We start from the raw sequence: 22,690 nt of genomic DNA, 5'->3' as shown, positions 1-22,690 counted from the left end.
GGCGGCGGGGGGCGCGGTCGTGGTGGCGGGGTCCGTGGTGGTGCCGGTCATGCGCGTGCCGCCCCGTAGACCTCGTAGGCCCCCGCGACTCCGCCGCCCACCGGCACGGAGGCGCCCGCGCGGCGCAGCACCGTCTCCAGCGCCGCCAGGGTGGTCAGCACCGCGTCCGTCCGGGCGTTGTAGCCCATCGTGCCGATGCGCCAGACCTTCCCGTGCAGCGGCCCGAAGGACGTGCCGATCTCGATGCCGAAGTCGGCGAGCATCTCCCCGCGCACCGCGTCCCCGTTCACGCCCTGCGGGATGCGCACCGCGACGACGTTCGTCATCTTGTGCCCGACGTCGCCGAACACCTCGAGATCGAGGCCGCGGACTCCGGCGAGCATCGCCGACCCGTGCAGCGCGTGGCGGGCGACGGTCTCGTCCAGGCCCTCCTCGACGACGATGCGGGCGCACTCGCGCGCGCCGTAGAGCATCGTGGTCGCCTCGGTGTGGTGGTTGAGGCGGCGCGGCCCCCAGTAGTCGAAGATCATGCCGAGGTCGAAGTAGTTGGAGCGGACGCGGCGGGCGCTGACAGTGTCGCCCTCGTCGCGGATCCCCGCCTCGATGCTTTTGCGCGACTCGATCACCGCGACGGCCTTCTCCGAGAAGGTGACGGGAGCCGATCCGGACGGGCCGCCCAGGCACTTCTGGAGCCCCGCGGTGACCGCGTCGAGCCCGAGCTCGTCGGTCGCGAAGGCGTTGCCCGCGACGGAGGCGGTGACGTCGGTGTAGAAGAGGGCGCCGTGCTTCTCGCAGAGGGCGCCGAGCTCCTCCAGCGGCTGCGCCATGGTGGTCGACGTGTCGCCGTGGACCACGGCCAGCATCTTCGGCTTCACCCGGGCCAGGGCCTCGGCGATCGCCGAGACGGGGAAGACCTGCCCCCACTCGGCCTCGATCACGTGCACCTCCGCGCCGCAGCGCTCCGCGATCTCCCGGAGGAGGTGCCCGAACCGCCCGAAGACCGGCACGAGCACGCGGTCGCCCGGCTCCAGCATCGAGACCAGCGCCGCCTCGATGCCCGCACGGCTCGTGCCGTCGACGAGCATCGTCTTCTCGTTGCGGGTGCGGAACACCTGCCGGTACAGCTCCTGCGTCTCCGTCATCGTCGCCGTCATGAACGGGTCGTACTGCCCGACCAGCTGCGCCGACATCGCACGCAGGACGCGCGGATCCGCGTTGATCGGGCCCGGCCCCATCAGCAGGCGCGGCGGCGGATCGACGGGGAGGAACGGTGCGGGCGCGGTCATGGGCCACCTCTTCACGAGCGGGAGAGAAACAGTCGTTTCACCCGGAGAGCCTATGCGACGGACGTTTCGCCGGTGTTTCGCGGTGTGGCGCGGGTCGAGATTCTCGACAGAAGCTCCTCCACAGGCGTCTTCCGGAAGCGGGTCCTCCCGATCGGGCGCACCTGCGGCCCGCGTGTCGGTGGTCGCTGGTTCAATACGGGTATGGCGGATGGGATGCGGCAGGGACTCGAGGAGGTCCGCGCCCTCGGCGACCGCGCGGCGCTGCTCGCCCGCTCGGCGGCTCCGCTCCACCTCGCCTCCGCCGAGGCGCTGCACGAGGCGTACACGGCTGCTCTGCGTCGCCCGAAGGCGTTCGCGCGCGGCGGGTCTCCCGCCGAGTCGCGCGACCTCGTGGAGCGCTCGGTCCGGGCCGAGCTCGCCGTCGCACTCGCCGTGTCCGAGCGTGTGGCCGCGCGCGAGCTCGAGCACGCCCGCCTGCTGGTCGACCACCTGCCCTGCACGCGCGCCGCGCTGGCCGAGGCGCGGTTGCGCTGGGAGGCGGGGCAGATCATCTGCGGAGTCGCGGCCACCCTGCCGCCGGCCACCCTCCCGGAGTTCGACGAGCGCGCCGCGGGACTGGCCGCCTCGATGACGCCGACCCAGCTGCGGCGACGCCTCGCCCGGCTGCGGGACGAACTCCACGAGAGTCCTCTGGCCGACCGGCACGCCCGCGCTCGGGAGGACCGGTCGGTCCGGGTCTCGCCCGAGCAGGACGGCATGGCCACGCTCTGCGCGACCCTCCCCGCTCCGGCCGCTTTCGGTGCGCTCGCGCGGCTCGACCGGATCGCCCGCACCCTCCGCGACGGGAGCGGTGCAGCGGAGAAGCGCACGCTCGCGCAGCTGCGGGCCGACGCCCTGGTCGACCTGCTCTGCGACGGCGATGTGTCCGGCACGGCGCCGGGCGACGAGCGTCCGCGCACGTCCGCTCGCGGCATCCGGGCCGAGGTGCGTCTGACCCTCGCCGCGAGCACCGCGGCCGGGCAGGACGAGACCCCCGCGGAACTGGACGGCTACGGCCTCATCCCGGCCGGCGTCGCGCGCGAGCTCCTCGGAGCCGACTCGGCCGTCACCCCGGTGCTCACCCATCCGAGCACGGGCGCCGTGGTCTCCGTCGGACGCACGCACCGCCTCCCTCCCCCGCGGATGCGCCTCGCCCTCCAGCTGCGCGACCGGACATGCCGCTTCCCCGGCTGCACCCGGCCCGCGGCGACCGCCGAGGCCGACCACACGCTCGAGTGGCGTCACGGAGGCGTCACCGCCCTCGACAACCTGGCGTCGCTCTGCGTCGCCCACCACCACGTCCGCCACGGCGACCGCTGGACCTACACGCTCCACCCCGACGGATCGGCAGACTGGACCACCCCCACAGGCCGCCGCGTGGTCACCCGTCCACCCGATCCGCCCGCGCCGCCCGCGCCGCCGCGGCGCAGGCCGAGCGTCAGCGATGCGCCGCCCCCGTTCTGACGGCGGAAGGAGCCGCGCTCCTGCGGGCGTGCTCCAGCAGGCGTGCTCGTGCACGGCCGCTGGCGCCGCGCGGGTCTGAGCCGGCGGCCTGTCTTAGCCGATGGCCGAGCCTGGAGGCCGGTCGTCCGACGCGCCCGCCGACGAACCGGTCCACCGAGCCCGCACTCGCTGCACCCGGGCCCGTTCCACCCTCCGGGCTCGGCGCCCGTGCTCACCGCTGAGATCGCACTCGAGGACAGCGGTCAGCGCAGCGACTCGGCCACAACGGCGCAGCTTCCGCCTCGGATCCACGACGAGGGACGGAGGGACGGAGGGACGGAGCGACGGAGGGACGGAGCGACGGAGGGACGGAGCGAGAGAGAAAGGGAGAGGGAGAGGGAGAGGGAGAGGGAGAGGCGGCGAGCGGGAGAGCGGGTCACGGCTTCCGCCTCGATTCACGACGAGGGAGAGAACGAGCTCCGGGCGTGGCCCCTCTCAGAGCGTGCCGGCCAGCTCCAGCAGTGCGAGATCCGACCCCCGCGGTCCCACCAGGCAGAGCCCCACCGGAGCGCCGCCGACACTCAACCGCGGCACCGACAGCGCCGGATACCCGCCGATCCCGGCGACGCAGGTCAGGCCGAGCGTCGCCGTCCGCGCCGCGTCGATCGCCTCGGCCGACGCATCGAGGGCCGGCGCCACCGACGACGTCGACGGCAGGAGGAGCACCCGCCCCTCGAGCGCACGGTCGAGCGCCTCCCGGAACCCCGCGACTCGCGCCCGCGCGTCCGCCTCCGTCTGCTCGTCGACGAGCGAGGCCGCGTCGAAGCGCGCCTGGACGTCCGCCGCCAGCACTCCCGGATGCGCCGCGACCCACGAGCCGCTCGACCGCCACGCCTCCGCCGCCTGCACGAGCCGGAACGCCTCGAGCATCTCCGCCACGGGCGGCAGCTCGACCTCGTCGGCGCTCATCCTCCCGACCGCCGATCGGAACGCCGCCCGAACGGCCGCGTCCACTCCGCCCAGGAGTGCCGGCGCCACCGCGAGACTCCGGACCGGCGAGCCGGACGGCAGGCAGACCTCGGCCACCCGCCTCAGCGTGCCGAGGTCCCGCGTCAGCCACCCGACGGTGTCGAAGCTCGGCGCCAGCGGCAGCAGCCCCTCGACGGGCACCGCACCGTGGGTCGTCCTCAGCCCCCACAGGCCCTGGTAGGAGGCGGGTACCCGGATCGATCCCGCGGTGTCGGTCGCCAGCCCGACGGCGGCCTGCCCGAGCGACACGGCGGTCGCCGGTCCGCTCGACGATCCGCCCGGGATCGCTCCGGGCACGGCCGGATTGGGCGGCGTCCCGTAGCCGGAGTTCCGGCCGGCGATGCTGTAGGCGAACTCGTCGGTCTGAGCGATCCCGCGCACCGACGCTCCCGCTGCGAGCAGCTGCGCGACGGCCGGAGCGGTCGCCGCCTCGATCGGCGCGGAAGCGAGGCGGGCCGGCACTCCCGCGCCGATCCGCTGGCCCTCGATCGCGAAGAGGTCCTTGACCGCGACGTCCAGTCCGTCGAGGGTCCCGGAGCCGGCGGCCGGCACGAGCGGCGCGCCGACGGCCCGCCAGACACGGGGGTCCAGCGCGGGCGAGGGCGCCTGCACCTGCGCGGCGCGCACCCGCCAGGTCCCGCCCTCGCGCGACCACAGCTGCGTGACGAGCCCGCGCCCGCCACGGGCCGGAGCGTTCACGCTCACCACGAGCGCCGTGCCCGCATCGACCGCCCTGACGTGCAGCTCCATCAGCTCCCGCACCGGCGCCCCGCCGCGACGACCCCGGAAACCGGTGATGACCGCGTGGCCGACGAGCAGTCCGGAGGCGTCGCCCCGGAGCGTCGTCGGCGCGTCCACGAACGCGTCGGCGAGCGCCGCGACGTCGTCAGCCCCGAGCGCCGCCTCGTACGCCAGGACCGCGTCCACCAGCCCGTCCGGCAGGTCGCCCTCGAGCGTCGTCACCCGCGGGTCAGTCATCGAAGTCGGCCGTCCGGACGCGGGCGTGCACGCCCTTCACCAGGTCGACGACCTGCGAGATGTCGAAGTCGGTCGCCGCGCTGAGGTAGGCGTAGGCGTGAGCCGGGTCCATCCCGTAGCGGGCCGCCAGCAGCGCGATGGCCGCGCGGACGCACTTCTGCACGGCGACGTCCAGGTCCTCGTCCATCCCGGTGGGCACGAGGAACTCGCCGGTCTCCCCCATCGGCCCGAGCAGCTCCCCGAACGCCGCGATCGCCTCGGCACGCGGGACGACCTCCAGGCGCACCCGGACGCGCAGGCTCGCCTCCATCGCCGTCAGCGCCACCTCGCCGTCGCCCTGCGCGAAGTGGGGATCGCCGACGTACGCGAGCGCGCCCGGGACCTGCACGGGAAGGTAGAGGCTGGTTCCGGCGGTCAGCAGTGCGATGTCGATGTTGCCCCCGTGCGCACCGGGCGGCACGGAGTGCGGGCGCTCCTCCCCTGCGACGGCGACGCCCATGATCCCGAGGAACGGCCGGAGCGGGAACCGGGCGGCCCGCTCCCCTCCCGGCACCAGCGGGATGACGCCGCGGAGACCGCCCTGCGCGTCCTCGTCGACGCGCGCGAAGACGCTGAACGGCCCCTCCTGCAGCGGGTACTCGCCCGGCAGCGCCCCGCGGCCGTGCCGGTTCGAGACGACTCCGTACGGCACGCGCGGCTCGGCCTCGAGGAGGGTCATCCGGAGCAGGTCCCCCGGCAGCGCTCCGTGGACGGCGATCGGCCCCGTGACCACGTGCGGCCCGTCCGTCTCGCCGTCGCGGAACGGCCCGTCCGCGGCGAGCACGACCGCGTCGCGCAGCACCCCCTCCGGAGCGACTCCGTGGCGGCCGAAGAAGGCGACCGGATCGCGGCCCTGATCCTCCAGCACGCCCTCGTGGCTGAGCGTGTCGATGACGACCTCGGCCCCCGAGTCGACGGTGAGCACGGGGGCGTCCGCCGCGCACGGCAGGCGCCCCCACAGCACCGACCCCGGCTCGGCCGGCAGGTAGTCGACCCCCGGCGGCACTCCCTCACCGGGCTGCACCGCCCACTCCGTCCACCGCATGCGCGTCCACCTCCCGCGCGGCCCGTCCGCGCCGTCCGACCCTAACCTCGCCGTGTTTCGAGCATGTGCACGCGTGTGCCACGATTCTCCAGACCCGCCCCCGACGACAGGACTCCTGTGCTCCGACGCCTGCGCACCCGCTCCGAGGGCGCGACCCTCGGCCTGATGCTCGCCCTCACCTTCTCGACCGGCATCATCGACGCCGTCGGGTACCTCGGGCTCGACCGCGTCTTCGCCGGCAACATGACCGGCAACGTCGTCATCCTCGGCATGGCCCTCTCCGGCGCGGCCGACCTGCCCGTGGTCGGCCCCCTGATCGCGCTGGGCGCCTTCATGATCGGCGCCGTGATCGGCGGCCGGGTGCTCCGCCCGGTGAAGAAGGGCTGGACCTCGCGCTCGACCTGGCTCTTCGCGGTGGTCGGCATCCTGCTCGGCGTCCTGGCGATCGTGCTCGCGGTCGTGCCCGAGCACCCCGAGCCGCTCGCCTTCACCGTCACCGGCGTACTGGGCGGGGCGATGGGCCTCCAGGCCGCGACCGCCCGCCACCTCGCCGTCAAGGACGTCACGACGGTCGTCGTCACCTCGACGATCACGGGCCTCGCTGCGGACTCCCGCCTGGCGGGAGGCTCCGGTCAGCCGTGGTTCCGCCGCGCGGCCGCGATCGTCCTGATCGCCGCGGGGGCCGGAGTCGGCGCGCTCGCCCTGCTGGTCGGACTCTGGCTCGGCCTGGCGATCGCCGCCGTCATCACGCTCGTCGCGACGCTGCTGGGCGAGCTCGTCGTCCACTCCCGGTACGCTCCGGCGCCCGCCGACTCCGCCGCCTGAGGCGGCGCCTTCCGGTGCCTCAGCGCGGCAGCTGCTGGCAGTGCGGGCAGAGGTGCGAGGAGCGGTTCATGAACGGCACCCGCACGATCGCCTCGCCGCACCGGGCGCACGGCTTCCCCGTCTGCCCGTAGGCGTGCAGGCTGTGCGAGAAGTAGCCGGAGGCGCCGTTCACGTTCACGTACTGCGCATCGAAGCTGGTGCCGCCCTCGGCCAGCGCCCGCTCGAGCACCGAGCGGACCTCGGCGAAGAGGCGGCGGATGCGCGCCTCGCCGAGCGACGAGCTCGGCCGCTCCGGGTGCAGCTCCGCCGCCCACAGCGACTCGTCCGCGTAGATGTTCCCGATGCCGCTCACGAGCGTCTGGTCGAGCAGCGCCCGCTTGATCCCGCTGCTCCTCCTCGCCAGCGACGCGACGACCGAGCCCAGGTCGAAGGAGGGGTCGAGCGGATCGCGGGCGATGTGCGCGACCTGCGAGGGCACGGCGCGCAGCCAGCCGCCTCCGCGGGCCTCCACGCCCGCGTAGCCGCCCGGCGCTCCGTCCGGGGTCGGCACCAGAGCGTCGACCGCCATCGAGCCGAAGATCCGCTGGTCGACGAAGTGCAGGGCGAGCTCGCCGTGCTCGGGGTGCTCGATCCCGATCCGGATGCGCGCCAGCCGCGGCAGCGCCGCATCCGCCGTGCGCAGCAGCACCTGACCGCTCATGCCGAGGTGCACCAGCAGCGCTTCGTCGCGGCCCGCGGGCAGCCAGAGGAACTTCCCGCGCCGCACCGCCGCTTCGAGCCGGCGCCCGACGAGCAGGCGCTCGAAGGTCCCGTGCGGATGCACGTGCCGCTTCAGCGAGCGCTCGTCGACGATCTCGACGCCGGTCACCAGGGAGCCGGTGACCGCGGGAGCGAGACCTGCCCGCACCACCTCGACCTCGGGCAGCTCGGGCACGGTCAGTCCGAGACCGCTGGAGCGACGGGTGCGCCGGGGGCCGCCAGACGCCTCCACGCGTCGAGCGCGGCGGCCATCTCGGCCGCCTTCTTGCTCGTCCCCTCGCCGCGGGCGGTGACGAGTCCGCCGACGATCACGGTGGCGACGAACACCTTGTTGTGGTCGGGGCCGGTGGCGGCGATCTCGTAGCGCGGGGCCGGCGCACCGCGCTCGGCGGCCGCCTCCTGGAGGCTCGTCTTCGGGTCCATCGAGACGCCGAAGCGGAGCGGATCGGCCCGCAGAGGGGCGATCAGGCGCAGCACCAGGTCGCGGGCCGCGTCGGGCCCGGTGCCCAGGTAGACGGCGCCGATGATGGCCTCGACGGTGTCGGCGAGGATCGACGCCTTGTCGCGGCCGCCGGTCAGCTCCTCGCCGCGTCCGAGGCGGAGGAACTCGCCCAGGCCGATGCCGCGGGCGATCTCGGCGAGCGCGACGGTCGAGACGAGGCTCGCCCGGCGCTTGGCCAGGTCGCCCTCGCTGAGGGCGGGGTACTCGGTGTAGAGCATGACGGTCACGGCCTGCCCGAGGATCGAGTCGCCGAGGAACTCGAGGCGCTCGTTGTGCGGGATGCCGCCGTGTTCGAAAGCGAACGACCGGTGCGTCAGGGCGAGCTCGAAGAGCTCACCGTCGAGGCTCACGCCGAGCGTGGCCTCCAGACGCGACCGGTCGTCGCTGGAGGGTCGTGCGGAGGTCTGGTTCACCATGGACCGCGGTCCGTTCGTCGAGAGGCGGTGCGCCCCGCGCCGTGCGGACCAGGAGCGGGATCAGACGTCGGCGACCTTGCGGCCCTTGTACTCGAGGAACAGCGCGGTGCCCGCGGAGTCCTCGACGACCTTGGCGCGGTGGGGAAGGCTGTAGACGACCTTGCCGTTCTCGATGGTCTTGACGAGGGTGGGGACCTCGGCCTTCCACTGCGAACGACGGGCGTGGGTGTTCGCGCGGGACTTCTTCCTCTTGGGAACGGCCATGATTCTCTCTTCTCTACCTCTAGTCGGATTCGGTGCGGGCGGTCGCGCCCTCACCGCTGTCTGCGGAAGCTCTGTCGGTGGAAGCTCCGGGCGCTGCGGCCCCGCCGTCCCCCTCGCTCAACCCTGCGAGCGCGGCCCACCGGGAGTCGCGCGGCGCCTCGGGTTCGGGCGTGGAGGAATCGGCCAGCCGCTCCCCCGTGACGGGGTCGAGGCCCGGACAGTCCGGCCGGCAGACCGGCTGGAACGGCAGCGACAGAACCACCGCATCCCTGACCAGAGGTTCAAGATCCACGTGGTCGTCGTGAACCTCATAGTCGAAAGCTTCGTCAGAAGAGTACGCGAAAAGTTCCTGGAACTCGACATCGACAGGCAGGGAGATGTCGGTCAGGCACCGGCTGCACTCGCCGTCGGCCCTCGCCGACACCTCGACACTGGCCAGGATCCCCTCGTGCACGGACTCGAGCCGGACGTCGAGATCGACGGCCGATCCCTTGCGGACCGCGACGATCCCCTCGCCGAACGGCTCCGGCGCCTCGAGCTCGAGGCGGTGCTCGCGCATCTCGCCCGGCCGCCTCACGAGGTCGCGCACGTTCACGGTGAACGGCGTCTTCTTGAAAGTAGTCACGAGGATCCAGCCTACCCCTCCCGGGCCCCTCCGGGGCGGGAGGGGCCCGGGAGGAGCCGGGAGGGGCGGAGTCCGGGCTCAGGCGCCGCCGGCCTCCAGCGTCACGTCGATCGGCGCGTAGTCGGCACCGCTCGTGTCCACTCCCTCGTCGGCGAGCTCCGCGAGCGCCTCCTCGACGTACTCGTTCGAGTAGGCGGTGGCGGGCGGGTCCGCGCTGATGATCGTCGCCCCCGTCTCGTTCTCCGTCTCCTTCGCGATGTCGACCGTCTGCTGCCACGCGGCCTCGTCGATCATCCCGACGCCGCTCGTCGAGGGCCAGATCAGCTTGTTGACCTCGTTGGTCATCCAGAGCTGGTGGCTGGTGCCGAGGGTGGATCCGGCCGCGGTGACGATGTCGGCCGCCGCCTGCGGATCGTCCTTCGCGAAGATCCAGCCCTTGATCGAGGCCTTGATGAAGGCGACCGTCTGCTCGGCGTACGCGTCGTCGTCGGCGAGCCTGCCCGCGTCCGCCCAGATCGCGTCCTGGAGCATCGCGGTGCCCACGTCGTTCCAGCTGATGACGTTCAGATCGTCCGGCTGGTACAGCTCGCCTGTGGCGGGATTCACGGTCTCCAGGACCTGGGCGTACTCGTTGTAGGTCATCGCCTGGGCCGCGTCGATGTCGCCCGCGAGGAAGCCGTTCATGTCGAACTGCTGCTGCACCAGCGAGATGTCGTCGAGGGAGACGCCGTCCTTCTGCATGCCGGCGAACAGCTCCCACTCGTTGCCGTAGCCCCAGCTGCCCACGCTCTTCCCGGCGAGGTCGGCGGGCGAGGTGATCCCCTTGTCCTTGAAGGAGATCTGCGTGGTGGCGCTGCGCTCGAAGATCTGCGCGACGTCGGTGATCCCGGCCCCCTGCTCGATCGAGCCGAGGACCTTGGGCACCCAGGAGATCGCGTAGTCCGCGTCGCCCGAGGCGAGCACGTCCTGGGGGACGATGTCGCCGCCTCCCTCGGCGATCGTCACGTCGAGGCCCTCGTCCTCGTAGTAGCCCTGGTCGAGCGCGGCGTAGTACCCGGCGAACTGCGCCTGGGCCACCCACTGCAGCTGCAGGGTGACCGGCGCGAGGCCGCCGGAGCTGGAAGCCGACCCCGGGTCGGAGCCGCCGGAGGCGCTGCAGCCGGTGAGCGCGAGGCCCACGGCCGCGAAGGCGGCGGTCGTCGTCAGGGTGATGCGGGTGCGTCTGGTCACGGGTCCTCCTGGTGCGGTCTGCGGGGTCGCCGGTGCGGCGCGCCCCGTGGTGCGGCGGTGCAGGTGGTGCTGTGGTGCAGGTGGCGCTGATGATGCGGGCGGTGCGGATGGTGCGTCGGGTGGAGTCGGGAATCGGGAATCGGGAGGATCGAGGAGGGTGCGGGGACGCGCGGCGCCGCGCTCAGCGCAGCCGGCTGCGGCGCAGCGCGAACGCCTCGAGCGCGGCCGTCACGCAGTAGAACGCGAGGCCGACGAGCACGGCGCCCAGGACGTAGGCGTAGGCGAGCGCGTAGTCGCTGCCCGAGGCCGCCGTCGTGATCGACTTGCCGAGCCCGCCCACGGGTCCGCCGAAGTACTCGGCGACCAGCGCCGAGATCACCGCGAGCGAGGAGGCGATGCGGAGCCCCGTGAAGACGTAGGGCACCGCTCCCGGCAGCGTGATCGTGCGGGCGGTCTGCCAGGGGGTCGCCGCGTAGGCCTTCAGCAGGTCGCGGTGCACCGGAGCGGCCTGCCGCAGCCCGCGCAGCGTCGTCACGTACACCGGCACGAACACGGCGAGCGCCGCGACGAGCTGCCTCGCGGTCTCGGCGTTCGCTCCGAACATCGTGTAGAGCACCGGAGCGAGGGCGACGATCGGCACGACGGCGGCCGCGGCCACGATCGGCGCGACCAGTCCGTCGAAGACCCGCGCGAGCGCCGAGAGCCCGGCGACCACGACCGCCAGCACCGCGCCGACCAGCAGGCCGACCAGCGCGTTGCGGCCGGTCACCGCGCTGCCCTCGGCGACGGAGCCGAGGTTCGCGGCGAACTCCTGTCCGATCGCCAGCGGCGACGGGAGCACGAACGGCTGGATCGCCAGAGCGGTGACCCCGGCCTGCCAGAGCAGGACCGCGGCGATCCCGAGCACGAGCGGCGCGAGCACGCTGCGCGCCAGCGCGGTCGTGCTCACCGGTTCTCCACTCCGCGCGGCACGGCGGCGGGATCGCCGTGCAGCAGCTCGCGCACGGCGCTCACGTCGCGGAAGAACGCCGTGTCCTCCCTGACCGCCGCGTCGCGCTCGGATGCTCCGGGGAGTCCGACCGGGAGGACGTCGCGGATCCTGCCCGGCCGCGGCGACATCACCACGACGCGGTCCGAGAGGAACACCGCCTCCGGGATCGAGTGGGTGACGAAGACGACGGCGGCGCCGGTCTCGCGCCGGATCCGCAGCAGCTCCGTCTGCATCCGTTCGCGGGTCATCTCGTCGAGCGCCCCGAACGGCTCGTCCATGAGGAGCAGGCGCGGGCTCTCGGCGAGCGCCCGCGCGATGGCGACGCGCTGCTGCATCCCGCCGGAGAGCTGGTCCGGGTAGGAGTCGGCGAAGTCGCCGAGCCCGACCAGTGCCAGCAGCTCGTCGACGCGCGAGCGCCGGGCGGTCGCGGCGACGCCGTGCAGCTCCAGCGGCAGGGCGATGTTCGCCCGGATCGTGCGCCACGGCAGGAGGCCCGCCTGCTGGAACGCGATCCCGTAGTCCTGGTCGAGCCTCGCCTGCCGGGCCGTCTTGCCGAACACGGCGATCGAGCCGGAGTCCGGCTCGTCGAGGTCGGCGATCAGCCGCAGCAGCGTCGACTTGCCGCAGCCGGACGGGCCGATCAGCGAGACGAACTCCCCCGCGGCCACCTCGAGCGAGACGTCCTGGAGCGCCGTGACGCTCGCGGCGCGGGCGGTGGTGAAGGTCCTCGTGACGGAGTCGACGACGACCGCGGATCCTGCAGGGCTCATGCGGGCTGCTCCCCTCGGCGGTACGGACGGAGGAGGGTGCCGAGCAGAGCGACGGCGCCGGCGGCCGCGAGGCCCACCAGCACCGCCCCGAGGATCGGCGCCCAGGGCTTGGCGGGGTCGCCTCCGGCAGCGGAGGCGAACTCGATGATCATGCGGCCGATCCCGCCGCGCAGGCCGATCGAGACCTCGGCGACGATCGTGCCGACGACGGCGCTGACCGCTCCGAGCCGGAGGGCCGGCAGCAGGTAGGGCACGCTCGCCGGCAGCCTCAGGCGCACCAGCGTCTTCCACCAGCCGACGCCGTACACGTGCATCAGCTCGACCTGGTGGGCCGTCGGCGAGCCGAGCCCGCGGAGCGCCCCGATCGAGACGGGGAAGAACGCGAGGTAGGAGGCGATCAGGGCCACCGACATCCAGTTCTCCCAGGTCACCGGTCCGAGCTCGAGCTGCGACCCCCAGCGCCGCACCAGTGGGGCGATCGCGATCAGGGGCACCGTCTGGCTCAGCACGATCCAGGGCAGCACCGCCGACTCCGCCGTGCGGAACCGCTGCATCAGGAGAGCCAGGAGCAGCCCCACGACCGTGCCGACGACCCAGCCGACCGCGGCGATCCCGAGCGAGAAGGCGCTCGCCCCCACGACGGCCGACCAGAGCGCCGGGGCGTTCCGCGCTCCGGTGACCGGCTCGCCGAGCCGGGCCGCGATCTCCCAGAGGTGGGGCATCGCGATGGCGCTCGTGCGCGGGAGCACCGTGACTCCTCCGACGACCACCCCGGCCTCGGGCCCGAGCGCCTTCCAGCCCTCCCACACCAGCGCGAGCAGGAGCAGCCCGGCGGCGCCGAGCACGAGCCCGCGCGCGAGGGCCGGTCTCATGCGCGGGCCACGATGTGCTCGCGCAGCTCCGGGATGATCCGCTCGCCGTACACGCGCAGCGTCTCCTCCTTGTTGTCGTGCTGGAGGTAGCCCGCGAACTGCGTCACGCCGATGTCGGCGAGCGCCCGGAGCTTCTCGACGTGCTCGTCCGCCGTGCCCAGCACGCAGAAGCGCTCCACGATCTCGTCCGGCACGAAGGCGGTGTGGCTGTTGCCCGCGCGGCCGTGCTCGTTGTAGTCGTAGCCCTCGCGCCCGGCGATGTAGTCCGTCAGCGCCTGCGGCACCGCTCCGGAGGCGCCGTAGCGGCCCACGATGTCGGCCACGTGGTTGCCGACCATCCCGCCGAACCAGCGGCACTGGTCGCGCATGTGCTCCCGGTCGGTGCCGACGTACATCGGCGCCGCGACGCAGAACTGCAGCGACTCGGGATCCCGGCCGGCGTTCGCCGCCGCCTCCTTGACGGCGCCGATCATCCAGCGCGCGATGTCCACGTCGGCCAGCTGCAGGATGAAGCCGTCGCCGACCTCGCCCGCGAGCTTCAGGGCGAGCGGGCCGTAGGCGGCCACCCACATCTCCAGGGACGAGCCCCGGCTCCACGGGAACTGCAGCGTCTGGCCGTTGTACTCGACCGGACGGCTGTTGGCGAGCTCGCGGATGACGTGGATCGACTCCCGCAGCGTCTTGAGCGTCGTCGGAGCTCCTCCGGTCACCCTCACCGCCGAGTCGCCGCGTCCGATCCCGCACACCGTGCGGTTCCCGTACATCTCGTTGAGCGTCGCGTGCAGCGAGGCGATGACCGTCCAGTCGCGCGTGGCGGGGTTGGTGACCATCGGGCCGACCGTGATCCGGTGCGTCCTCTCGAGGATCTGCGAGTAGATCACGTAGGGCTCCTGCCAGAGCAGGTGCGAGTCGAAGGTCCACGCGTAGTCGAAGCCGTGCGTCTCCGCGAGGACGGCGAGCGCGACGGTGCGCGAGGCGGGCGGGTTGGTCTGGAGGACGACTCCGAAGTCCATGGGGTTCCTTCTGCTCGATCAGGTGCTGGCTCGGATCGGGTGCCGGCTCAGATCAGGTACTGGCTCAGACCGCGCGGGATGTACGCCCCGTCGCCCTTCGTGCCGACGTAGGAGCCGTCGTCGACGACGACCCTGCCGCGGGAGATCACCGTGTCGACGTGGCCGTCGATCTCGAAGCCCTCCCAGGCCGAGTAGTCCATATTCATGTGGTGGCTGCGGCCCTCGCCGATCCCGATCGAGGTGTGCCCGCTCGGGTCGTAGACGACGACGTCGCCGTCGGCCCCGGGCTGGATGACGCCCTTCCTCCCGTACATCCCGAACATCCGCGCCGGGGTGGTCGAGGTGAGCTCGACCCAGCGCGGCAGGGAGATCTGCCCCGACACCACGCCCTGGTACATCAGGTCCATCCGGTGCTCCACCGAGCCGATGCCGTTGGGGATCTTCGAGAAGTCGCCGATCCCCATGTCCTTCTGGCCCTTCATGCAGAAGGGGCAGTGGTCGGTCGAGACCATCTGGATGTCGTTGGTGCGCAGCGACTGCCACATGTGGTGCTGATGCCCCTCCGCCTTCGAGCGCAGCGGCGTGGAGCACACCCACTTCGCGCCCTCGAAGCCCGGAGCGCCGAGCTGCTCCTCGAGCGAGAGGTAGAGGTACTGCGGGCAGGTCTCGCCGAAGACGTTCATGCCGCGGTCGCGGGCCTGGGCGATCTGCTCCACCGCCTGCTTCGCGGAGACGTGCACCACGTACAGCGGCGCGCCGGTGAGGTCGGCGATCATGATCGCCCGGTGCGTCGCCTCCTCCTCCGCCTGCCAGGGGCGAGAGGTGCCGTGGAAGTACGGCGCGGTGTTCCCGGCGGCGAGGGTCTGCTTCACCAGTTCGTCGATGAGGGCGCCGTTCTCGGCGTGCATCATCATCATCGCGCCGTTCTCCGCGCCCTTCTGGAACGCCCGGAGGATCTGCCCGTCGTCCGAGAGGAACACGCCCTTGTAGGCCATGAACAGCTTGAAGCTGGTCACCCCCTCGCGCATCAGCTCATCCATCGCGACGAGCGAGGAGTCCTGCACGTCCGAGAGGATCTGGTGGAAGCCGTAGTCGATCGCGCAGTTGCCGGCCGCCTTCTCCTGCCACGCCTGGAACCGGTCGACGACGCTCTCGCCCGGGTACTGCACCACGAAGTCGACGATCGACGTCGTGCCGCCCCAGGCCGCGGCGCGCGTGCCGGTCTCGAAGGTGTCCGAGGCGGAGGTGCCGCCGAACGGCATCTCCATGTGCGTGTGCGCGTCGATCCCGCCCGGGATCACGTACTTGCCGCTCGCGTCGATCACCCGGTCGACGTGGGCCGCCAGATCGAAGCCCAGCAGCGTGGAGCCGGGGGCGAGGACGGCGGCGATGGTCTCGCCGTCGATCAGGACGTCAGCGGCTCCGGTGCCGGTCGCGTTGACGACCGTCCCGCCGGTGATGAGGGTCTTCATCGGTCTTCCCCGTCTCGGTCTGCGGTCACGGCTTCGGGATGCTGGTGTACGACTCCGGCCGGCGGTCCCGGTAGAACTGCCAGTCGTCGCGCATCTCCTGCACCATGTCCATCTCGAGATCGCGGATCAGGATCTCCTCGGCCTCGCCCGAGCCCCGCTCGCCGACGAACTCCCCGCGCGGATCGATGATCTGGCTGGTGCCGTAGAAGTCGACCGCGAGGTCGCCGTACTCGTTGTCCTCCCGGCCGACGCGGTTGGGCTGCAGCACGAAGTAGCCGTTCGCCACCGCGGCCGCCGGGCCCTCGACCTCCCAGAGGCGGTTCGACAGGCCGGGCTTGGTGGCGTTGGGGTTGAAGACGAGGTGGGCGCCGTTCAGGCCCAGCTCCCGCCAGCCCTCCGGGAAGTGGCGGTCGTAGCAGATGTGGACGCCGACCTTGCCGACCGCGGTGTCGAAGACCGGGAAGCCGAGGTTCCCGGGCCGGAAGTAGAACTTCTCCCAGAAGCGGTCCAGGTGCGGGATGTGGTGCTTGCGGTACTTGCCGAGGATCGTCCCGTCGGCGTCGACCACGACCGCGGTGTTGTAGTAGACGCCGGTCTGCTCCTCCTCGTAGATCGGGAGGATCATCACCACGCCCAGCTCCTTCGCGAGGGCCGCGAAGCGCTGCACGATCGGCCCGTCGGCGGGCTCGGCGTAGCGGTAGTACTTCTTGTCCTGGGTGATGCCGAAGTACGGGCCGTAGAACAGCTCCTGGAAGCAGACGATCTGCGCGCCGTCGGCTGCGGCGTCCCGGGCCATCCGCTCGTGCTTGTCGAGCATCGACTCCTTGTCGCCGGTCCAGGTCGTCTGGGTGATCGCTGCGCGGACGATGGTCATCGGTACCTCCATGCTCGGGCGTCCCTGTCCGGCTCCGGTGTGCTCCGCCGGGCGGTGCGGAGCCGGGGACGTGGACCCACTGTGGTCCCCGCCGGGCCCGAAGGCAATGACGGACCGTCCGGCTCCGGGGACAGGGCTTCATCGTCGGGGTTCGACGTTTCCCCGGTGTTTCCGGCGCGGATCCGCAGCATTAAGGCTCGCCGGGGGAGGAATCCGTCCGTGCCGCTAGCGTGGGCGGATGCGCATCACGATCCTGGCCGGAGGCGTCGGCGGCGCCCGCTTCACCTCGGCGGTCCGCGAGCACCTCCGCGATCTCGAGGCCGCCGGCGGCGAGGCGAGCGAGATCACCGTCGTCGTCAACACCGGCGACGACATGTGGCTCACCGGCCTCAAGGTCTGCCCCGACCTCGACTCGATCACCTACGCGCTCGGCGGAGTGAACGACACGGAGCGCGGCTGGGGGCGGGCCGGCGAGAGCGAGCGGGTCTCGGCCGAGCTCACCGCCTTCGGCGTCGGCTGGCCGTGGTTCACCCTGGGCGACCTCGACCTCGGCACCCACATCGCCCGCAGCTCGATGCTGCGCGACGGCCTCACCCTCTCGGAGGCGACCGCCCGGATCACCGCCCGCTGGCCGCTGGGGGTCCGCCTGCTGCCGATGTCGGACCAGGACGTCGAGACCCACGTCGAGGTCGAGCTCCCCGGCGAGGGCGTGCGGCTCCTCCACTTCGAGGAGTGGTGGGTGCGGCTGCGCGCGTCCGCGCCGGCCCGCCGGTTCGTCCAGCAGGGGGTGGAGAGCGCCCGCCCCGCCCCGGGCGTGCTGGAGGCGATCGCCGACACCGACGCGGTGCTCGTCGCCCCCTCCAATCCCGTCGTCTCGATCGGCACGATCCTCGGCGTCCCCGGGATCGCGGACGCCCTCCGCCGGACCTCCGCACCCGTCGTGGGCGTCTCCCCCGTCATCGGAGGCGCGGTGGTGCGCGGCATGGCCGACGCCTGCCTCGCCGCGATCGGCGTCGAGACCTCCGCCGAGGCCGTCGGCCGGCACTACGGAGCCCGGAGCGGGGGCGGCCTCCTCGACGCCTGGCTCGTCGGCGAGGAGGACGCGGACGCGGTCCCGGCGCTCGAGTCGGCGGGGCTCCGCGCCCGCTCCGTGCCGCTCTGGCTGACCGGCCGGGACACCTCCGTGCGGCTCGCCGCCGACGCTCTCGCCGCCGCGAGGGGCTGAGCGGAGCCTCCTCCCGGGGCCGCGCACCGCGTGTCGCAGCGCGGATGCGGTCACGCCTCCCACGGGGCGCCCCGTTCCCTTGTACGGTCGGAGGCGGACGAACTCCCCGATTCACCCCCGCATCGGATCCGGAGCCCCTCGGTCGCGCGCCCGACCGCGTCCTCACCACGTCTCCGAGCCCTGCGGAACCGCGTGCCGTCCCGTCAGGAGGACACCATGGAGCCCAGCTCGAGGATCAGCACCGAGCGGATCGAGCCCGACATCGTGGTGATCCGCCCCGTCGGCCGGCTCGACCTGTCCACGGCGTGGGAGCTCGAAGCGGTCCTCCAGCGCGCGCTCGAGGCGGGAGAGGTCCGCGTGGTCGTCGACCTGGCGGCCGTCGAGTTCCTCGACTCGTCCGGGCTCGGCGTCCTCGTCGCCGGACTCAAGGAGGCGCGGAAGGCGGGCGGCGAGCTGCGCGTGGCCGCCGCCGGCGAGCAGCCCGCCATGGTGCTCGGCCTGTCCAACCTCGACCGCCTGCTCGGGAGCGCCGAGACCGTCGAGGAGGCCTACCGTGCCTGAGCGCTCCTTCGTCGTGCGCACGCCGCCCGAGGACGGCGTCACCGCCGTCCACGAGGCGCTCGAGGAGCTGTGGCTCGAGGAGCCGGGCGTCGCGCCGGTCGACCGGATGTCGTTCGAGACCGCGCTGGTCGAGCTGACCTCGAACATCGTCCAGCACGCCCGGTCGTACCGGCACATCATCTGCCTGGTCGAGATCCGCGTCGACGCGACCGAGCTGCGCGCCTCGCTCAACGACTCCGCCGAGGAGGCGCCCGCCGAGGTCGCCGACCCCCGCGACATGCCGGACGAGTGGGACGAGGCAGGCCGCGGGATCCCGTTCATCCACGCCCTCGTCACCGAGTTCTCCTACCGCCGTGTCGACGGGCAGAACCTCTGGGCACTCGCCCGGACCCGCACGTGAGCGAGCCGACCGAGCGCGCCCGCCTCGCCGCGATCGCCGAGCTCGGGATCGGCCTGAGCACCCCCCAGGAGCGCTTCGACAGGATCACCCGCATCGCCCGCCGGCTCCTGCGCGTCCCCCTCGCCGAGATCAACATCCTCGAGGAGTCGACGCAGTTCACGAAGTCGCCCCAGCGCTCGGCGCGGGCGAGCAGGATGCTGCGCGCCGACTCGATGTGCGACGTCACGGTCCAGCAGGGCGACATCCTCGTCGTCGAGGACGCCACCGCCGATCCGCGGTTCGCCGACCGCGGAGTCGTCACCGGATCCCCTCACGTGCGCTTCTACGCGGGCCGCCCGCTCGTCGTGGGGGACGGCCTCCGCGTCGGCACGATCTGCATCATCGACAGCGAGGTGCGCGGCTTCTCGGAGGAGGAGCGCGAGATCCTCGAGGACCTCGGCCGGTGGGCCGAGCGGGAGCTGCGCGAGATCGCCTTCTCCGGACGCGCGAGCGAGACGCAGGAGCGGCTCCGGCCCCAGCGCCTCGACCTCGGCGAGTGGAGCCTCGACTCGCTGACCACGCCGCTGCACGACGTCGCGGGCGACTACACGGCGTGGCGTCGCAGCGGGGACGACCTCTCCCTCGAGCTGGTCGACGTGATGGGCAAGGGGGTGTCGGCGGCGATCGTCGCCTCCGCGATACGCTCCGCGTTCCAGGCGCGGCCGGAGCTCCCTCCCGCGGCAGCCGTCGAGGCCGTCAACCGCCAGCTCCTGCCCGACCTGACCGCGACCGGGATGTTCGCGACCGCGCTGATCGCCCGGGTCGACCTCGCGAGCGGCGCCGTCGCGTTCGTGGACAGCGGCCACGGCCTCACCCTCCTGCTGCGCGCCGACGGCACCACGGAGCGGCTCGCCTCCACCGGCGTCCCGCTCGGCATCGCCGCCGACGTCTCCTGGGAGGAGGAGCAGCGCGTGCTCGCCCCCGGCGACGCGCTCTTCTCCTGCAGCGACGGCCTGCTCGACGTCTTCGGCGGGCGCCTCGACGCGCTCGACCGTCTCGCCGAGCTGGTGCGGAGCAACGACGACCCCGCTCTCTTCGAGCGTCTGCATGCTCTCGCAGACGACGCGCACGACGATGTGACAGCGTTGGTGCTGCGGCGCTCCGCAGCGCCCGCCCCCTCCTGATCCTGATCGAAAGGACCTCCCCCATGCCTGGTGCACTCGTCCTCGCCGGCGGCGGCCTCGCCGGAATCGCCTGGGAGCTCGGCGTCCTCCGCGGCCTCGCAGACGCCTCCCCCGAGGCGGCCCGCCTCCTGCTCGATCCGTCGACGACCTTCATCGGCACCTCCGCGGGCTCCGCGGTCGCCGCGCAGCTGAGCACCGGCACCGGCCTCGACAAGTCGTACGAGGCCCAGCTCCAGGAGGAGTCCGCCGAGATCGGAGCGGACGTCGACGGTGAGCGCCTCCAGGCCCTCTTCGCCGCGGCCGTCGAGGGCGCGACCTCGCCCCAGGACGCGCGGCGCCGCATCGGCACCCTCGCGCTCGAGGCCGAGACGCTCCCCGAGGACACGCGCCGGGCCGTCATCGCGGCCCGCGTGGGCGACGCCGATTGGCCCGAGCAGCGTCTGCTCATCACCGCGGTCGACACGGCCACCGGCGAGCTGCGCGTGTTCGACCGCGAGAGCGGCGTCGGCCTCGTCGACGCGATCTCCGCCAGCTGCGCCGTCCCCGGGGTCTGGCCACCCGTCAGCATCGACGGCGTGCGCTACATGGACGGCGGCGTGCGCTCCGGCAGCAACGCCGACCTCGCCGCGGGAGCCGACTGGGTCCTGATCGTCACTCCGCTGCCGGGAGTCGGCACGCCCGGCGCGGGCCTGATCCCGACCGGCGAGCTCGACGCCCTCGCGGACTCGCGGGTCGAGGTGCTCTACGCCGACGAGGAGTCGGTGCGCGCCTTCGGCCCGAACTCGCTCGACCCGGCCGTCCGCGCCGCCTCCGCCCGCGCCGGACGTGCTCAGGGCGCCCGGCTCGCCTCGCGGATCGCCGCGCTGGTCGGCGCCGAGTAGCCGGTCTCAGCGCCGCACGCTGTAGCGCGTGAAGACCGTGCCGTCGGCGAAGCGGTGCTCCTCGCGCAGGTCGAGGCGCGCATGGAACCCGCACGGGAGGAAGTGGGTCCCGCCGCCCACCGCCACCGGCACCGTGTAGACCTGCACCTCGTCGACGATCCCGGCGAGCAGCGCGTGCCGGGCGAGGGTCGGCCCGCCGATCGAGACGTCGTGGTCGGCGGCGCTGACCTGCGCGGCGACGACGACCGGGTCGAACCCGCCCTCGACGCGGGTGCGGCGGGTCTCGGCCGACTCCAGCGTCGTCGAGTACACGACCTTGTCGGCCGCCCGCCACATCTCCTGGAAGTCGCGGATGAACGCGAACTCCTCCGCCAGTGCCCAGGTCTGCTCCCACGCGCGCATGACCTCGTACATGCGCCGCCCGTACAGGTACGTGCGCACCCGCCCCTCGCGCTCCGTGATGAAGCGGTGCACGGCGGGTCGCGGCTCCGCCCAGGCGAATCCGCCGTCCGCGTCGTTCACGTAGCCGTCGAGCGACGCGATCGAGCTGTAGATGAGCGCGCCCACGTCGGCCTCTCTCCGTGGCCGGCTTCGGGACCGCCCACGGGCGCGACCGTAGGCCTCCCGCCTCCGTCCGGCAATGTCCGCCGGGGCCTCTGGCGCGGATCGACGGGTCGCCGCTGCTCCTGGTGGCGCTCCCGGCGGTCGGCGCCCCCTCCCGGACCGCGTACCGTGGTCGTGCCGCAGGGAGCGGCCGTGAAGGGTTCGGGATGAAGATCAGCCAGCTGCGCCACTTCGTGGCGGTCGCCGAGGAGCTGCACTTCGTGCGCGCCGCCGAGCGCCTCGGCATCTCGCGGCAGAAGCTCGACTCCTCCGTCGCCGCCGTCGAGCTCGACCTCGGCAAGCCGCTCTTCGAGCCCGGTGCCGCCGCCACGACCCTCACCGCGGCCGGGCGGCAGCGCCTCGCCTCGGCCCGCGAGGAGCTCGCCGCGCTCGGCGACGAGCCGGAGGCGGCCCCGAAGTCGGGAGGCAAGGCCAAGGCCTCCAAGGGGACCGGGCGCGCCCCGATCGTCAAGGGCCAGCCGAAGCCCTACAAGCGCCGCCAGTCCCGCTGACGCGCAGCGTCCGATCGACGGAGGTGGGCCCTACCGGGCTCGAACCGATGACATCCACGGTGTAAACGTGGCGCTCTACCAACTGAGCTAAAGGCCCCCGTCGCGGGAGCACCCGCGGACGATCGACTCGATCCTACGGCAGGCGGAGCGGCCCCCTGCGGGCACTAGCCTCGGCACATGACCGCCGACAGCGACTCCCGCGCGAGGCGGCGCGCCGAGAGCCGCTGGCCCGCCTCCGCCGCGATCCTGGTGGCCGTCGCACTGAACGTGGCCGGCCACAGCGCCGACACCTCGGTGGTCCGCCTCGTCGCCGCCGGCATCACGCTCGCGCTGCTCGTGCCGCTGTTCGTCGTCAACCCGCACCGGCTCGACAGCGAGACGCGCTGGTCGCGCGGGGTCTCCATCGCCCTGGCGGTCGTGCTCGCCGTGGCGAACCAGGTGAACGTGGTCGCCGTGGTGATCGACCTCGTCGACGGGACGGCCGACGGCCCGCCGCTGCTGCTCACCGCGCTCCAGGTCTGGGTCACCAACGTCGTCGCGTACGCGCTGCTGTTCTGGGAGCTCGACCGCGGCGGTCCGGTCGCCCGCGGAACGCTTCCCCGCACCGAGCTGCCGGCGGCCGACTTCGCCTTCCCGCAGGACACCTACCGCGACACCGCGCCCGAGGTCGCCGCGACCTCCTCCGAGCGCGCCGACTGGCGGCCCGGCTTCGTCGACTACCTCTCGGTCTCGACGACGAACACCATGGCGTTCAGCCCGACCGACACGATGCCGCTGTCGAGCCGGATGAAGCTCCTGATGATCGCCGAGGCGTTCACCGGATTCGTCCTGCTGGCTCTCGTGATCTCGCGGGCCGTCAACATCCTCAGCTGA

24 protein-coding genes and 1 tRNA gene are annotated in these 22,690 nt (G+C 72.9%); 9 read left to right on the top strand and 16 right to left on the bottom strand.

What is annotated here, in order from left to right; translation table 11 throughout:
- Nucleotides 1-47: 47 nt before the first annotated feature.
- A complete protein-coding gene (locus C5C37_RS11415; RefSeq protein WP_258074120.1) occupies nt 48-1,286 on the bottom strand; it encodes an alanine--glyoxylate aminotransferase family protein in 1,239 nt (412 codons plus the stop codon).
- A gap of 201 nt (nt 1,287-1,487) precedes the next feature.
- Here C5C37_RS11415 and C5C37_RS11410 point away from each other — a divergent pair, with 201 nt between their 5' ends.
- Nucleotides 1,488-2,789, top strand: coding sequence for an HNH endonuclease signature motif containing protein (locus C5C37_RS11410; protein WP_146085220.1), 1,302 nt, complete (start codon nt 1,488-1,490; stop codon nt 2,787-2,789).
- A gap of 474 nt (nt 2,790-3,263) precedes the next feature.
- On the opposite strand, the gene C5C37_RS11405 is transcribed toward C5C37_RS11410, so the two are convergent.
- Nucleotides 3,264-4,775 (bottom strand): AtzH-like domain-containing protein, encoded by a 1,512-nt coding sequence (locus C5C37_RS11405; RefSeq protein ID WP_104338958.1) that lies wholly within the window; start codon nt 4,773-4,775, stop codon nt 3,264-3,266.
- Nucleotides 4,768-5,859, bottom strand: coding sequence for an acetamidase/formamidase family protein (locus C5C37_RS11400; RefSeq protein ID WP_104338957.1), 1,092 nt, complete (start codon nt 5,857-5,859; stop codon nt 4,768-4,770). Before C5C37_RS11400 ends, C5C37_RS11405 begins: the two co-directional genes overlap by 8 nt.
- A gap of 117 nt (nt 5,860-5,976) precedes the next feature.
- Here C5C37_RS11400 and C5C37_RS11395 point away from each other — a divergent pair, with 117 nt between their 5' ends.
- On the top strand, nt 5,977-6,684 hold the full coding sequence (locus tag C5C37_RS11395; RefSeq protein WP_308471053.1) for a YoaK family protein: 708 nt from the start codon (nt 5,977-5,979) through the stop codon (nt 6,682-6,684).
- Nucleotides 6,685-6,703: 19 nt separating this feature from the next.
- Here C5C37_RS11395 and mutM read toward each other — a convergent pair whose 3' ends face one another.
- The 11 genes from mutM to C5C37_RS11340 all read right to left on the bottom strand — a co-directional run bounded on the left by mutM (nt 6,704) and on the right by C5C37_RS11340 (nt 16,472).
- Entirely contained in the window at nt 6,704-7,618 is a 915-nt protein-coding gene (gene mutM / locus C5C37_RS11390; RefSeq protein WP_104269249.1) for a bifunctional DNA-formamidopyrimidine glycosylase/DNA-(apurinic or apyrimidinic site) lyase, read from the bottom strand.
- A 2-nt stretch (nt 7,619-7,620) separates the two neighbouring features.
- On the bottom strand, nt 7,621-8,361 hold the full coding sequence (gene rnc / locus C5C37_RS11385; protein WP_104338955.1) for a ribonuclease III: 741 nt from the start codon (nt 8,359-8,361) through the stop codon (nt 7,621-7,623).
- A 60-nt stretch (nt 8,362-8,421) separates the two neighbouring features.
- Nucleotides 8,422-8,625 (bottom strand): 50S ribosomal protein L32, encoded by a 204-nt coding sequence (rpmF, locus tag C5C37_RS11380; RefSeq protein WP_104223482.1) that lies wholly within the window; start codon nt 8,623-8,625, stop codon nt 8,422-8,424.
- Nucleotides 8,626-8,644: 19 nt separating this feature from the next.
- Nucleotides 8,645-9,184, bottom strand: a complete 540-nt coding sequence (locus C5C37_RS11375; protein ID WP_104288506.1) for a DUF177 domain-containing protein — start codon at nt 9,182-9,184, stop codon at nt 8,645-8,647.
- A 144-nt stretch (nt 9,185-9,328) separates the two neighbouring features.
- Nucleotides 9,329-10,480, bottom strand: a complete 1,152-nt coding sequence (locus C5C37_RS11370; RefSeq protein WP_258063325.1) for an ABC transporter substrate-binding protein — start codon at nt 10,478-10,480, stop codon at nt 9,329-9,331.
- A gap of 181 nt (nt 10,481-10,661) precedes the next feature.
- Nucleotides 10,662-11,429 carry an ABC transporter permease gene (locus C5C37_RS11365; RefSeq protein ID WP_104226660.1) on the bottom strand — a complete coding sequence of 256 codons (768 nt, stop codon included), beginning with the start codon at nt 11,427-11,429 and terminating at the stop codon, nt 10,662-10,664.
- On the bottom strand, nt 11,426-12,241 hold the full coding sequence (locus tag C5C37_RS11360) for an ABC transporter ATP-binding protein (RefSeq protein WP_104226661.1): 816 nt from the start codon (nt 12,239-12,241) through the stop codon (nt 11,426-11,428). The genes C5C37_RS11365 and C5C37_RS11360 overlap by 4 nt, the downstream gene beginning before the upstream one ends.
- A complete protein-coding gene (locus C5C37_RS11355; protein WP_104273343.1) occupies nt 12,238-13,113 on the bottom strand; it encodes an ABC transporter permease in 876 nt (291 codons plus the stop codon). The genes C5C37_RS11360 and C5C37_RS11355 overlap by 4 nt, the downstream gene beginning before the upstream one ends.
- The gene (locus C5C37_RS11350; protein WP_104269252.1) at nt 13,110-14,126 is read right to left on the bottom strand and encodes a TIGR03842 family LLM class F420-dependent oxidoreductase; all 1,017 of its coding nucleotides are present in this window, start codon (nt 14,124-14,126) and stop codon (nt 13,110-13,112) included. Before C5C37_RS11350 ends, C5C37_RS11355 begins: the two co-directional genes overlap by 4 nt.
- Before the next feature lie 47 nt (nt 14,127-14,173).
- Nucleotides 14,174-15,598: a dihydropyrimidinase gene (gene hydA / locus C5C37_RS11345; protein ID WP_104234202.1), complete on the bottom strand. Its 1,425-nt coding sequence runs from the start codon at nt 15,596-15,598 to the stop codon at nt 14,174-14,176.
- Nucleotides 15,599-15,623: 25 nt separating this feature from the next.
- Nucleotides 15,624-16,472: a nitrilase-related carbon-nitrogen hydrolase gene (locus tag C5C37_RS11340; protein WP_104223476.1), complete on the bottom strand. Its 849-nt coding sequence runs from the start codon at nt 16,470-16,472 to the stop codon at nt 15,624-15,626.
- Between the two features lie 238 nt (nt 16,473-16,710).
- Between C5C37_RS11340 and cofD the strand changes: the two genes are divergently transcribed.
- The 5 genes from cofD (at nt 16,711) to C5C37_RS11315 (ending at nt 20,702) form a co-directional block, all read left to right on the top strand.
- A complete protein-coding gene (cofD, locus tag C5C37_RS11335; RefSeq protein WP_104260989.1) occupies nt 16,711-17,697 on the top strand; it encodes a 2-phospho-L-lactate transferase in 987 nt (328 codons plus the stop codon).
- 216 nt (nt 17,698-17,913) lie between these two features.
- Complete coding sequence (locus tag C5C37_RS11330) at nt 17,914-18,258, top strand: STAS domain-containing protein (protein ID WP_104223474.1); 345 nt, start codon at nt 17,914-17,916, stop codon at nt 18,256-18,258.
- On the top strand, nt 18,251-18,658 hold the full coding sequence (locus tag C5C37_RS11325; RefSeq protein ID WP_104223473.1) for an ATP-binding protein: 408 nt from the start codon (nt 18,251-18,253) through the stop codon (nt 18,656-18,658). The genes C5C37_RS11330 and C5C37_RS11325 overlap by 8 nt, the downstream gene beginning before the upstream one ends.
- Nucleotides 18,655-19,821, top strand: a complete 1,167-nt coding sequence (locus C5C37_RS11320; protein WP_181127411.1) for a PP2C family protein-serine/threonine phosphatase — start codon at nt 18,655-18,657, stop codon at nt 19,819-19,821. The genes C5C37_RS11325 and C5C37_RS11320 overlap by 4 nt, the downstream gene beginning before the upstream one ends.
- 23 nt (nt 19,822-19,844) lie before the next feature.
- Nucleotides 19,845-20,702: a patatin-like phospholipase family protein gene (locus C5C37_RS11315; protein ID WP_104338954.1), complete on the top strand. Its 858-nt coding sequence runs from the start codon at nt 19,845-19,847 to the stop codon at nt 20,700-20,702.
- A 6-nt stretch (nt 20,703-20,708) separates the two neighbouring features.
- Here the strand turns inward: C5C37_RS11315 and C5C37_RS11310 are convergent, their stop codons facing one another.
- Entirely contained in the window at nt 20,709-21,269 is a 561-nt protein-coding gene (locus tag C5C37_RS11310) for a dihydrofolate reductase family protein (protein WP_104226668.1), read from the bottom strand.
- Between the two features lie 203 nt (nt 21,270-21,472).
- On the opposite strand from C5C37_RS11310, the gene C5C37_RS11305 reads away from it, so the two are divergent.
- A complete protein-coding gene (locus tag C5C37_RS11305) occupies nt 21,473-21,817 on the top strand; it encodes a LysR family transcriptional regulator (RefSeq protein ID WP_104223469.1) in 345 nt (114 codons plus the stop codon).
- Between the two features lie 24 nt (nt 21,818-21,841).
- On the opposite strand, the gene C5C37_RS11300 is transcribed toward C5C37_RS11305, so the two are convergent.
- Nucleotides 21,842-21,914, bottom strand: a tRNA-Val gene (locus C5C37_RS11300).
- Nucleotides 21,915-21,994: 80 nt separating this feature from the next.
- Between C5C37_RS11300 and C5C37_RS11295 the strand changes: the two genes are divergently transcribed.
- Nucleotides 21,995-22,690: a hypothetical protein gene (locus C5C37_RS11295; protein ID WP_104226669.1), complete on the top strand. Its 696-nt coding sequence runs from the start codon at nt 21,995-21,997 to the stop codon at nt 22,688-22,690.

Origin of the sequence: Rathayibacter sp. AY1F9 (genome assembly GCF_002932155.1) — a bacterium.
Classification (GTDB): Bacteria; Actinomycetota; Actinomycetes; order Actinomycetales; family Microbacteriaceae; genus Rathayibacter.
This window is presented reverse-complemented; position numbering and strand designations above follow the sequence as displayed.